This is a genomic window from Aliiglaciecola sp. LCG003 (assembly GCF_030316135.1).
Classification (GTDB): Bacteria; Pseudomonadota; Gammaproteobacteria; order Enterobacterales; family Alteromonadaceae; genus Aliiglaciecola.
On record NZ_CP128185.1, the window covers coordinates 2560484 to 2574235 of the forward strand.

Here is a 13752-nt window from a genome sequence, read left to right on the forward strand (position 1 = left end):
ATTTCATAGCGAATACGTCACCCCAAGAAAGTACTGGGTGCCAAAGTATTGGATGGTGCCGGTGAGATCCTCACGACCAAAATAACTTTTGGTTGGTTCATCGGTTAGGTTGTTAATTTGAAACAACACACCCAGATTTTCATTTATGTTGTAGGACGCCTGATAGTCAATCACCATCTCAGAATCAAAATTCACAACCTGTTCATTGACCGCCACTTGTTTAGACACAAACTTGTCGCGCCATCTCACATTGATGCGAGTTTCAAAGTCATCGTATTCCCAGAACAAGGTGCCGTTGACCACGGTTTCAGAAAGTCCGGGAAGCGCTTGGGGAGTGCTAGAACCACCCAAATCGGTTTGAAACTGTATTTCACTTTCAGTGTAAGAATAACTGGCCGTTACCCCTAAGCCATCAAAGGGCGCTGGCAAATAGCTGTATATCTCGGTATAAGACAGCTCGATACCGCGGATATAGCCACCTTCTTTATTATTGACCGCTGTGGTATATGGACCATTGGTTGTTGGCACATTGACAAATAATGGATCACCTTGCTCGTCAACCGCTTGTTGCGGTGTAGCATTAGGATCATCGAAATCAATGAATACCGGCACATCTATAGAAGTCGGAACTTGGAAACCATTGGCAGCGAAATCAAAAGGCTCGATTGTAAAGTCATTGATGAAAGATTTAATGTCTTTGTAGAACAAAGCAACCACAAAAGCTCCGTCGGTGTCATCAAAATAGCGCTCATAAGAGAGGTCATACTGAGTCGCGTAGAACGGACGTAAATACGGGCTATTAGTTGAACTACCAGACAATTCAGCATCACGATCTATAGTGATCTCACCCGAGTCGGGATTTTGTGTTGCGTTAACGTCTGACACCCGAACGTTGGTATTGGCAAACAAACGGTTGATCGGCGGACGACCCATGACTTTGGCTGCTGCAAAGCGAATTTGGTCCTGATCGGTAATTTTAAAGTTCAAGTTAAGCGAGGGTAAATAGTCGGTGTATTTATCCACCAGCAATTCTGGACGGTAGAAATTATTGACCAGTCCAGCATCGTCGGTAATCAATTGAGCGCCTAAGGCAGGATCGCCCATCACCACTTCAATAGTGGTAGGATCACCATTTTCATCCACACCTTCGATTTCCAACGCACGGCTGACATCTTGTAAGAAAGTAGAGGCTTGTTCGGTTTCAACTCGGCGCACACCTATATTACCAGTGACTGGCAATCCAGCTATCTCAGTATCGATGTTAGCCATCACATAGGCTGACAATACTTTTTCATAAACTTCGCCACTTTCTAGCACTGACCAAGAGGTATTCTTGGTGCCACCAGGGCTATTCACTACACCAGGATGACCTTCACCCCATGTTTGCACTGGCTGTGGTGTGCCACTGGGAAACCATGCATTTAAGGCTTTATCAAGATCGATGGACAGGTAGTCTGGGAAATAGCCGAAGTCCCCTTCCCAACCTACGACCTGCGCCATATCATCAGTTAAACGCAGCGGTGGCTCACTAGCAGAAAATGAGGAATCACTACCGTATTCAAACACTGAACGGTCGTTGGAATATTCGCGATCTGAATATCTGACACCCACTTCAACGGATGAAATAAATGCGTTATCCAACTCGTATTTCAGATCAAGTTTATAAGCGTACAATTCATCTTCGTTTTTATACGGATAAATACCGTATTTAGTCACCATCACTCGGTTTATATCGGAAAAGGCATCGAACTGGCTAAAGCCAATATCAGGCAAATTCAAGCCGTTTAGTAAATAGGAAATTGACACATCGGTGTCAAATTCAGGACTATCGGCTGTTGCATCATCACCCACTAGTGCCCACAACAAACCGTTTCTAAATTCACTTTTTGCATTCGAATAAGAGAAATCTACATTGATGGATAAATTGTCCGTGGCCTGCCAATCTGCATTGATGCCATAGTTGGAGATTTCATCGAAGTCTTGATTATCATCATTTACCAACTCGACCCGAGTGAAGGCATCACTGTTTCGTGAAAATGTCCCGCCAATCATAGAGTTATCTACGATAACAGGATTGCTGATAGTTGCTCCATTAGGTTCAAACTTCACCCGAAAACCACGGGCAAACTCTTCGGAGTCAAATTTGGATAAAAACGCATCGGCTTTTAGTACGAAATTGTCAGTCGGCGCCCATTCGATTGCAGCCATATAACCATCGCGGGTTTCTTTACCGCCTTGGTGCTGCATTTCAAAGCCTTCACTGACGAACTCACATTCCACACATTGCTGATCTTTGGGAATGTTGGAATTAGGATCGTAGTTGTCTTCATCCCCTTCGACCAAATCGACATCTCTTTCAGTATTGTAAGCTAATCCAATAAACTGAGTTGATACACTTGGTTGAAACAAGCGCGCATAACCAAAAGCAACACCCAGGGTTTCATCTAGGAATTTACCCTGATAAGAAAAACTAAAACGGTGACCATACTCTTCAGCATCGGATATTTCACCGGCGCGGTCATTGAACATGCCTCGAGCATTCACATTGATTTTGTAATCTTCACTAATTGCTAATGGACTGGCGGTTTGCAGTTCAACTGTGCCGGCAACCCCACCTTCAATCAAAGAAGCTTTGGGGGATTTGTAAACCGCAGCGGAGCTAATCAGCTCGGAAGGATACTGATCAAATTCGATGGACCGTGAACCACTGGTTGAAACCTGCTCGCGACCGTTTAAAGTGGAAAAGACGAAATCGCCAGATAAACCACGAATGTTAATTTCAGCAGCTTGTCCTCCAGTTCGTACTGCCGAAATACCAGGCAAACGTGTCAAAGCATCTGCCATAGAGACATCAGGCAAACCGCCCAAGTCATCGGCGGATAATTGCTCTGATACCGTATCACTGAAACGTTTTTGGTTAAGTGATTTGATTAAACTGGTACTGAATCCTTTAACTTCGATTGTTTCAATTTGATCATTGGCGGTATCAGGCTGCTCTGCGGCGGCTTCCTGTGCATAGGCGTTTGCGCCTATAATTGCCATACCACTAGCCAAAAAGGCTGCTGTGATCAAACTGGGTCTGAATTTTTTCATGTATGTGTCCCGTTCCCGTTTGGTGTTTTTATTGAATGGTTTTTATTAATAAGTCCTTAACAAAAAACCACCAATCGACATATCTGACGATCACATCATGTTACAACTGTGTTAATGAACTACTCAATCTTGTGCATACGTATTCAACTCATGCAAAGCGACTTTTTTACCCTTTATACTTGGCAGGCGACTGTGAAAACTGACAGAGGAGTGAAATTATTACCCACCAATGTTCTAAACGGCCTTTCCGTTACAAAGGGATTAAAATGTAAAGTGATAGAGGCAGGACTAGGGTTAATTGGTCAAAAGACCCATTGGTTTATACCATTAAAAATAAAACAATTTTTAACATTGCTTGTTAAAAGAATGTGACAAGAAACCCAGCAGTAACGCAATTTCAACCAAGCGGCAAAGGCAACAACGAGAACTATGGGATAAATGCTATCGGAAGCAGTGGTAGTGTTCTAGGGGATAGATACACACCTGGTCAAATTCGTTTCTCTGAAATATGTAAGAAGTCATAGGGTTCCCCATAACAATACTATTTATATGGGTTATGTATCGCTCCTTATACACCGAGTATTCTGCATTATGGAGTTGCGTTGAGGATAATGTTCAATGCTAGACATACGAGTTAACGGGGCAAAAATACTACTGTCTATTACTATTCTTGCTTTTGGGGCTGATTGCCAAGCCAATGAAAATTATCCTGCTCAGCCTTTATCCATTATTTATACATTTAAGGAAGCAAATACTAAGTCAATTTATTTGAGCGATGAACAAGGGAAAGTGCGCATAAAAGTGGTGGATGTAACTACCAATGACGGCTACCCGGCAGTTTCACCTTCAGGAAAGCAAATTGCTTTTTATGCTAAATACGACAATCAACAAACTTGGTCTATTCACACGGCAGATATGGATGGCAAAAACATACGCCGCTTCACCAATGTTGAAAATATTTGGGATAGTGCACCAGCTTGGTCTCCTGACGGAAAAACCATCGCATTTGCCAGAGAGTACGAAAATGTTAATGGAGACTGGCAAGAAGAAATTTGGTTTATGAATGCAGAGGGCCTGAGCAACGCCAAATAAAAGCATTTGAGGGACGCGCTCCTGAATTTATGCAAGATGGACGACTACTATTTCAATCTAAAGCTAACCCAAGTCAAATAAGCATTTCCAATAGCGATGGTAGCGACACAGTTCAACTCACCACTGACGATACAAATAATATGTCGCCAAAGATCTCGCCTGATGGTTCGCAAATCGCTTACCTTTCAGATAGAGATGGCAAACAAGAGGTATATATTATGGATATTAATGGTTCCAACCAAAAGCGACTAACATTCAATCGTATTGAAGAGTGGAATCCTGCGTGGTCTACTGATGGCTCCAAAGTCTTTTTTTCATCGCAGAATGTATTTTATCTACAAAGTTAACAAGGATGGTTCAGCTATTGAGAAAATCTTGAATAGTAGCTCACAATGAGCAACTGTGTATCACGTGGATAAAAGCTATTTGGAAAGATTAGCTAAAGCGATTCAAAAATAAAAACAATATAGAAAATGTGTTTTTCTGACAGACCGCTCATGGCACAATTGAGCCAGACTCCATGATAGAGTCTGGCTTACTTTCTATGAATTGTGTGATTCATAGACATCATTTCACTTTTCGTAGTTGAAGATCACGCTGATAATTCGATAACTGAATGCGTTCATTTTCAGTTTCGTAGTTAGCGTGAACGTCTTCCCAAAGCGGTGTTTTTTCAAGCCGTTCACATACAACATCCATTGGAGTTTTACCTTTGAATGAGCCGTGAGCGCGTTGCCAATTGTAGTAATGCTGCCACTCAGGTAACGTTTCATTTTTGAGTTCGTCCAAATCCAAATTAACGGTCGAATAAAACTCTTCTTTATCAGTTCTTTGTGACCTTTCAACTTTGCCATTTAAGTGAGGAGAGCCTGGCTTATTGGGGCGAAATTTAATGCCATGCTCCATCAATTTGAGCTGTACTTTTTCAGCAAAAAACTCCGTTCCGCGATCAGTTTGAAATCGCTGTATCGGGAATGGCATTTCTTCTATTACCTTATCGATGAAGGTAAGAGTATTGGCTGCCGTTCTGCGCTTAAAAACGTCCAACACGCGATATCTAGAGCAATCATCAACAGCAGTATATTGATAAATCCCTGGTGCAATTTTACATGTATCCATCTGAACTCGGTCACCAGGAATAGGTCTTTGGTATCGAATGAAGTCTTTTTTCTTCCGCTGAAAAACTATTGGTTTTACTTCATGTTTGGTCAGCACTTTGTGAATTGAAGCAAGCGATAGCTGAAAATTATGCTCGCGAAGAAGCTCATTTTGAATTCTTCTGGCACCAAGTTTTCTATCTTTTCTGAGTTTAAGAATCCACTCTTCAATTCGATTATTAATTTTAGTGTTTGGGGAGCTGTGCGGGCGTCTAGAAACGTCCTGTAGGCCGTCTAGTCCCTTCTCTTTGTATCGCTTGTACCACTTTCGAAGAGTGGGCCTAGAAATTCCACACCGACGACAAACTAGGCCCGCATTATTGGTTTCTTCGTAAAGCTCAATCCACTTTAAACGTTGTTTAATTTCTTTGTTCATAGCGTCATAGTATACTGAAACGATCTCTATGAATCACACATATGAATCAATGCTCTCTGAGACCTCAAGGGCGTCATCAACCTCGATACCTAGGTATCTAACGGTACTTTCAAGCTTTCGGTGACCTAAGAGCAATTGGCACGCTCTCAGATTCTTTGTTTTCTTGTAAATCAAAGACGGTTTAGTTCTTCGCATAGAGTGAGTGCCGTATTGTGTATGATCTAATCCAATGCTTGAAACCCAATTGTCTACTATGCGCCCATATTGCCGAGTCGAAATATGTTCGGATGATTGGATTCTGGATTTGAACAAATAGTCATATGAGCTGAGTTTAGAATGTTCGATTAAGGTTGAAAGAGAGTGTCTTGTACTTTCTGTTATTTCAAATTGAACTGGTGTGTCTGTCTTTTTCTGAACAATAATAGCCCTCGACTGAATAGTCTTACCGTGTGCAATATTATTAACTTTCAAAGCAACTAAATCGCATCCACGAAGCTTACTATCGATGGCTAAATTAAAAAGTGCCAAATCTCTAATCTTGGTGAACAACTCTAATCTGATTCGAATCGCCCAAATTTGTTGAAGTTTAAGCGGTAGTTTTTGTCCTACTAGCTTGTTTTTATTCCAAGGTTCTTTTTTATGGTAAATTGCTAATTGATACATTTGAATCTCCTACGTTAATGGAGATCTAAGTTTAGTAGGCTGCGAATAGTCTTTAGTTTGAAATGCGAACGGGGCGTTTGAGCGGGGTACAGATATTTATTAACTCACCAGTTACTGGCCGCTAAAGACAAGAAAGCTGACTGTCAAAACCTGCCTTATGAAAGATCACTTCGTGCCAAAGCGGACTCACGCTGGTAGCTTTGCCTACGGCTCAAAATGGCAGGAAGCGGATCGTCAGGGTTTGCAATACATTTCAGAAACTTTCTCTATAGCGGACATTGGATCAATGCCCTCGTTACTAAGCCTTAATAGTTCAAAATGTTCTTCACCCCGATTAATAGTCCCATTTAATTGTCATTATTTTATCCCACCAAAGTGCTTAAAAATAAGAAATTGACTAATAATTAATAAAATATACAGTCTCAATATAACAACGATTAGCCTATTTGGATAAAATATATGGAAATAAGGAATATAAATACTATCCCATTAAACTTTGTCTCTGAGCTGATAGGGCAAATATACCAAGCGGGTTTGGACGGTCATTGGTCTGAGGTTATGGAGCGTCTTAGGCATATCACCCACTCAAACAAAGCTATTTTTTTTCTACAAAAGTTAGATCAACCTCGTCCTATTGGCTTTGAGGTTAGAACAAACTTTGATTACGACCCAAAGATCTTGCAAGAATATTTATCCAGTACCTTTGATGATCCCTATCTCCAAATTACTGGTCATTTATCAGAAGGCGAAGCGATTTATATTAATGAACATTTGAATGCAAACTTACTGATTGATTCGGATTTCTATCAACGCATTATGTTACCTATGAAGTCTCACTACGCGTTAGGAGGCTGCTTGGTAAGAGACGGAGTATATGAGTCCATCTATTCAATCAATAGAGGCCCCGATGACGCGGCTTATGATGCTAACGATTTTGAGTTAATTAAGTTACTCACCCCGCATCTCAGCCGAGCCACAAAAATTTACAAGGACTTGACCCTATATAAGAGATATTCGTCTATTAGTAAGAGCATACTTGATCAATCGGATAAAGGCTTGCTGGTGTGTGATGAGAATGGACGTATACTGCTTGCCAATTTATTTGCTAATCAAGAGCTGGAAGAACATGAGGATATTAAGGTCATTGATCAGCATTTAACCCTGGCTCCTTCTGCTTATCAGATGCGGCTTAATCAATGTCTGACACAATGTGTAAATCAACCACATGCTTTTGGTGAACAGGAATCTATTTTGTTTGAGCGCTCGGCCGGTGAAACGTTGCTGTTGAGTATCGCACCTTTGACTCGAGACTCAGAATTTGTAGACATAGACCAACCCTGTTGCTTAATCACTTTAACCAAACAAAACGCGGTACGCTGGTCGACGTTGATAAAACAATTTGGTTTGACCCCTAAAGAATTGCTGCTTATTCAAGCAATTAACCGCAAGAAAAAATTGCAACAACTAACTATTGAAATGGGTGTTACTTACAACACGCTCGCTACTCATTTAAAAGCTATTTATAAGAAGATGGACATCCACTCGCAGGCTGAATTAATGGTCACTTTAGGCTTGTTTCGCTCTTAAAATTTAATGCCTTTTCACCTAAATAGGTGAGTTTAATTTTCTTACAGATTGTTGATGTTAGCTTGCCAGAAAAAATTTATGCTTATGTATTTAAAGTGATTTATTTTTTTGGAATGATTCTTGATCGGCGTTGGCCAAGCCATAAATTTAATAACACGGTCAGGATATGTCAAAATTTAGTTTACTCATTTTTATTTGTTTATTGTTAACTGCTTGTGGTGGGGAAAGTTCAGATTCTGCGGGAAACTCGGGAAGCTCAAATCCACCTGCTAACAAGGCACCAACAGTCAATGCTGGCAATGATCAAACAGTTAATGAACAAACGACAGTGAGTTTAACTGGAACAGCCGCTGACTCTGATGGTTCAATTTCAAGTTATAGCTGGACACAAACAGCGGGGACTACAGTTACTCTTAGCAACGACACATCAGCAAGTACAAGCTTTACTGCACCGGATATTAATGCTGATGAAACCTTAACGTTCATGCTCATTGTCACTGACAACAGTGGTACAAATGCAAATGATTCTGTCAGCATAATTGTTAAGCGAGTTAATCAGTCACCAACAGTTTATACGGGAGGAGATCAAACCGTAGAAGCACTTGCCACAGTAAATATTGTTGGTTTAGCAGATGACCCAGATGGCACAATTAACAGTGTCAATTGGACGCAAATTTCTGGTACCAATGTACAACTAGATAATCCATCATCTGCAAATGTAAGCTTTATAGCCCCAGATGTTAGTACAGATGAAACCCTAACCTTTCAAATTACAGCAACGGATAACGATGGTGCTAGCAGTACTTCAACTATATCTATTGAAGTTAAAACCATTGATACACTACCCCCCATCACCCCTAATATTGCCGTATTGTACGCGGCTAACAGTGATGCAATTTCGTTGTCTTGGAATGAGGTTAGCGACAATAAAACCTCGCAGTCAGATATAGTCTATCAGCTACATTCATCAACCGAACCCGGTTTCACCCCATCAAACGCTACTTTACTTGTAGAAGGCGTTAACTTTTTAGAATACCAAGCAACAGGGCTCAATGCTCACACCGACTATTTTTTCAAACTGATTGCTATTGATAAAGCCAATAACAGCAATAGTAGTAAAGAATATTCCATGCAAACACTGCGAACTGCCATAGTTCTGCATGACGATATAGACTTCAAAACCGCCGCCGAACTTAAGCTTGGGACGGTCACTGTTTTCCAAAACACATTGACGTTAAATAAAAATAGCGAACTAATTCTGCCAGCTCTGAATAGTATTATTTATGTTGAGGACAGCACCTCAGCAGGCTATTTGAAACGTATTGAGCAGATCACTGACCTTGGCAGTACCTATGAAGTGTTAACCTCAGATGCTATGTTGGAGGATGTTATCGACATAGGGCAAATTGCCTTAAAGTTAGATATTCCGACATTGGGTGGAGATATTTTTACTGCCACATCACAAAATCAATCTTTACTTAACATTGCTGGGTCACGGAAATTAGCTATGAGTCCGATGAGAAAATCGGGCAGCAGAATAACCACTTTGTTAAATCAACCCCAACTAAGTCAGGTCGCTTTATTCGAGTGTGAGGATAATTCAGACATGGAATACGAAATCGACCCGATAAAAAAATCGATCACCATAAAAGACAATACTTCTGGAAATGCTGAAGGGGTTGCCACTGAAATGGTTATTACCCTTACAACATTAAATATCGACCCGAAACTCGATATAAATTTTGATTGGTCATTTATACACGGTCTGGATGATTCTCATGTTTTATTTGACATGAACATCGAATATGTGACAGAAAATAAGGGTAAATTTTCAACTACCGCTTTAACTGGAAAATGTAAAATTAACCTGTCTGAAGTCACACTGCCCATGAAATTTTTTGCTGGCCCTGTACCCGTATATTTAGAGCTAATCTTTGCTCCATCAATTGAACTTAGCGCACTCATTGCAGCCGGTTTAGATGTGGAATTTACTGCAAGCAAAACAATTAAAATTCAGGCGGGTACTCGATACAATCAAAATGAAGATAAATGGACAAGTACTTCTGACAATTATCAGAGTATTTCTAACGATTCTATCCCCAAGGTCGAGGCATTTGTAAAAGCCGAAGCTGAAATTAAGTTAGTGCCTGAGATTGAACTGAGAGCATATAAAGTGGCAGGTTTGTATTTTTCTCTTGAGCCCCATATTAAACTCGAAGTAGACGCAGAATTTGCTGATTCATTGGCCTATTTGCGAGGTGACGATGCGTTACAACAGACCCAGCTTAGTAAATTAAATTTATCGTATTTTCCTGAATGTAATCTTGGTATCAAAAAAACTTTATCTATTCCAAAATTGTGGATTTGGGAGTTAAGAGCAATCTATGTCAGTCTTATTCTGACGACCCTGAATTTTTATTCGCATTATCAGAAATAACGTTGGCAAAGGGCAATGAAAACAATGAAAACCAATTTCACCTTGTTGCCACTGCTGCAAATAAAGCTAAAAAAGAATTTGATAAGGCTTCCGTTATTTGGCAAATATTTCCAGAATATTTGTTCATCGAAGCGCTACCCGGTGATCCAATGCAAGCCATCGTCAATATCGAAAATGCACAGCACCAAGAATATACCGTTTTGTTTTCTGGCCAAGAAAAAGATTTTGATATGAGCCTCAGAACTACTTCAGTAGATCTTGAGATCCCACTATCTTTTCCTTTAAACCTAATTGCAACAACGGTTCTGACTTACACCTATGCTGACAATTCTAACTGTCAGGATGAATACCCAGTTGGATCAACAGAAACTTTTACTGAGAATTGGCGTTTTGATATTGATACCCAGAGCGTAACAATATCCTACAATGAACCTGATGATTCTTACTCCGTAGTAGGGGCATGGGATCCCGTTAGCAATGCAATTTCAGTAGCAGATGACGATTCATTTGGCGTTTGGGAATTTGCAGTTAACTTTGACTACGAAGCGAGCGATGATTATTCGTCCCCTGTTTTTATCGGAAGCGGGCGCTCTACTGTAAAACACGACTCCGCTAAAATATGTGAATGGGAGTGGAACATGCGAACTAAGGGAAGTGAAGTAATTCTTCCAGAATAAAAATGATTACTAAAATAAGCAAAATAAGAGAGTGTTAGAAATTCCATGTGATTATTTAAGGGTGTTAAACTAATGAGCTGTCCCCGAGGCTGGTATCAATCTCGCTCCATCCACACTTGCTATTTTTGTATTAGGATTGGCTCGATTGGCATCAAGTCGATTTAATATATTTTTAAATATTCATATTCAAGTAAACATTGATTGTAATGATATTTTCTTGGCTATGACAATTACCACTGAATAATTCACACTATTCAAGCCTAGTTCATGGTTTTAACTACAAAATTAGCATTAAATGGATGATTATGATTGACCGCTTTTCAGTAAAGGCGATCTTCACGGCTAGTTAATCGGATGTCTGGAGAGCGGTCATTACTACCCTTCGTCCTCAGAAGTTATTCCGTGCGCTTTGGGCGTGCTACTGCCATATCACTCAAGTCCCTATAACGATCATTCGTTGCTCTTTCAGTGAGCGCCCCCAAATATTTAGATTATCAGTTAACTGTCGGACACACTGAATTGCCATTCACTCTGTTTAGCTTAGAAGCGGGTCAGTAATGGTGGGAGTTTTAAATAGTTGAAGCGGCAACCATGCCGCGAGAGGGGTTTAGTCCGTTAGCAGAAACCAGACATTCAGCCGTTTCCATCAAAAATCAAATTTGAGCGAGAAATAGCAATCTGACTTAATTGGACAAGTGTCATTACCAAGAGAATTTATCGCCTATCAATAATGGATTTTGCTAGTTTAGTCACTGCAATATTAGGGTCTGATGGTTCATCTAATATTAAAATGTCTGGTTTAATCGATTCTTTACACAAATCTTGACCGGCAGGTCGTGTAAAAATTGCTGTTGGCATTGTTAGTTCTAGTTTCGAACCGCCAAAAATTGACGTTTGAATTCTGCCCGTAGTGCATGACCTCGCACCACTAGAATCGCCAGCGATTACAGCCTGATGTGAGTCTTGAAATGCAGTCAAAAACAAAACGGTTGAAGAATAACTCAAAGGACCCATCAACAAATAGGCTTTACCAGGTATGCGGAGGTCGTTGAGCTCCTCGACAGGAATTAGTTCGTCATAAGATCCTTCGACTAGGGTTCCTAATTCACCTTTAAAAGGCCCTAACCTAATATTACGCTCTGTCATTCGAATTTTGAATCGTGATAGAAATGAGAAAGATTCTTGAGCCACATAAGGGGCAATTCCTATCTGCCAATAGTGATCCGTTCCTCCAGGATTATTCCGGACGTCAATTATGACATCTTGTACATTTGCATCTCGGAATTCCAACCATGACTCTTTCATAAAGTTAAAAAAAGGCTCTTCTTGCTCAGGGGAATAGTAAAATCGGTCGATTCGTATGTAACCAATATCATCTTTTAATATTTTACGTTGTACAAAATCACTAATATCAGAGTTCTCCCTCCCAGTTTTCTTGTTACTGCCAGTAATAGAATAACGTCTAAGTTCACTATTATCATCAATATCGACTTGGTAATAGCCAGTGTCTCCATACAGTAACCAATACATCTTGGCAAATCTCTCCGCGCCGAATGCTCGCAGGTTACTGGCTGTATCGCCATGCATTCTGTTTAGAATATTGCCAACAATTTCTGATGCTGTTACCCCATTGATTGCAGCTATTTTGTCACCTACTCTGATATTTCCATCAACGTTTTCAACACCCGTAACATAGATATTTTGCGATTTATCGATTCTAACTTGAAGGGGAAAAAGCCGCCCGCCGTTATCCATATGTTCGCTTAAACGTCGGTAGTATTCTGGATATGTAATAACCATATGACCATCATTAAAAAATGGGTTCATCAGAGATAAATGTTTCCAAGCTTCAATCTGTGTCATTGGAGCTACAATTGCTTGTGTAAGTTTATTTAGTTGAAGCTCAACCTCTGCAATATTCATAGTGAAACTAGGATTAGGATGAACTGTTAATAGCAAGCTCTTTAACTCCGCCACGTCGTTTTGCAAATCATTAACTGAAATCAAGTCACCTTTTGGCGGGAATTTTATATTTCTATCGCTATCTATATCGATTTCTTTTGATTGAACATTGAAGACCCCACTTAAGATGACAATACCTAAAAATAATAAGTTTTTCATTTTTTAACTTTCATCCTGATATTAAATTAGTAAACCTAATTTTGTTGGTTCTCATATAGAAGATACAAACAGGAAATATATTTAATTATCCCTGATGCGCTAAGAATCAAGTTAGCATGATGTTTTTGTATGACGTAAGCATGGAATTGTAAGTTTGTGTTTAGTGAGAAACATATGGTAGATATTCAAACATTCTTCATGTGTATTTGTAAAAGACGCCCATGAACCAAAAGTAGGCTAGGCCTGCCCATTTTTTTGTACTCAAATCATATAATCTAGTGTGAATAAAGATAATACTCTAAGATTATAAATTTCCAGCGGCTGCTTTCTCAGAGATACGATTTTCACGGCAACTTAATTGTATGACCGAGACTCGCTTCATTTTTACCATTCGACTGGCACCCTATATGGTCCGCTTTGGGCGTTAACCCGAAGTTACTATCAAAAGTGCGGAATGACCGGAATTGGCACTTGAAGTGACAGACGGCTTCGAGCGAAATGCACTCGTTCATTGGTAACTTCCAAAAGGCTCAATCGCCATGCCACTTA

Annotated in this window: 9 protein-coding genes; 5 read left to right on the forward strand and 4 right to left on the reverse strand. The window is 40.1% G+C overall.

Annotated features, from left to right (window positions below; translation table 11 throughout):
* Positions 1-3: 3 nt before the first annotated feature.
* Entirely contained in the window at positions 4-3093 is a 3090-nt protein-coding gene (locus tag QR722_RS10995; RefSeq protein WP_286282895.1) for a TonB-dependent receptor, read from the reverse strand.
* 618 nt (positions 3094-3711) lie between these two features.
* On the opposite strand from QR722_RS10995, the gene QR722_RS11000 reads away from it, so the two are divergent.
* Both QR722_RS11000 and QR722_RS11005 read left to right on the forward strand, forming a co-directional pair.
* Entirely contained in the window at positions 3712-4185 is a 474-nt protein-coding gene (locus tag QR722_RS11000; RefSeq protein WP_286282896.1) for a TolB family protein, read from the forward strand.
* Between the two features lie 29 nt (positions 4186-4214).
* Entirely contained in the window at positions 4215-4532 is a 318-nt protein-coding gene (locus QR722_RS11005; protein ID WP_286282897.1) for a TolB family protein, read from the forward strand.
* 220 nt (positions 4533-4752) lie between these two features.
* Here QR722_RS11005 and QR722_RS11010 read toward each other — a convergent pair whose 3' ends face one another.
* A complete protein-coding gene (locus QR722_RS11010) occupies positions 4753-5718 on the reverse strand; it encodes an IS481 family transposase (RefSeq protein ID WP_286282898.1) in 966 nt (321 codons plus the stop codon).
* A gap of 33 nt (positions 5719-5751) precedes the next feature.
* Positions 5752-6381, reverse strand: a complete 630-nt coding sequence (locus QR722_RS11015; RefSeq protein ID WP_286282899.1) for a tyrosine-type recombinase/integrase — start codon at positions 6379-6381, stop codon at positions 5752-5754.
* Between the two features lie 459 nt (positions 6382-6840).
* On the opposite strand from QR722_RS11015, the gene QR722_RS11020 reads away from it, so the two are divergent.
* From QR722_RS11020 to QR722_RS11030, 3 genes are all read left to right on the forward strand, one after another.
* Complete coding sequence (locus QR722_RS11020) at positions 6841-7968, forward strand: LuxR C-terminal-related transcriptional regulator (RefSeq protein WP_286282900.1); 1128 nt, start codon at positions 6841-6843, stop codon at positions 7966-7968.
* Between the two features lie 166 nt (positions 7969-8134).
* Entirely contained in the window at positions 8135-10405 is a 2271-nt protein-coding gene (locus tag QR722_RS11025) for a PKD domain-containing protein (RefSeq protein WP_286282901.1), read from the forward strand.
* Between the two features lie 2 nt (positions 10406-10407).
* On the forward strand, positions 10408-11082 hold the full coding sequence (locus QR722_RS11030; protein ID WP_286282903.1) for a hypothetical protein: 675 nt from the start codon (positions 10408-10410) through the stop codon (positions 11080-11082).
* A 714-nt stretch (positions 11083-11796) separates the two neighbouring features.
* Here QR722_RS11030 and QR722_RS11035 read toward each other — a convergent pair.
* Positions 11797-13203 (reverse strand): S41 family peptidase, encoded by a 1407-nt coding sequence (locus QR722_RS11035; protein ID WP_286282904.1) that lies wholly within the window; start codon positions 13201-13203, stop codon positions 11797-11799.
* Between the last annotated feature and the right edge of the window lie 549 nt (positions 13204-13752).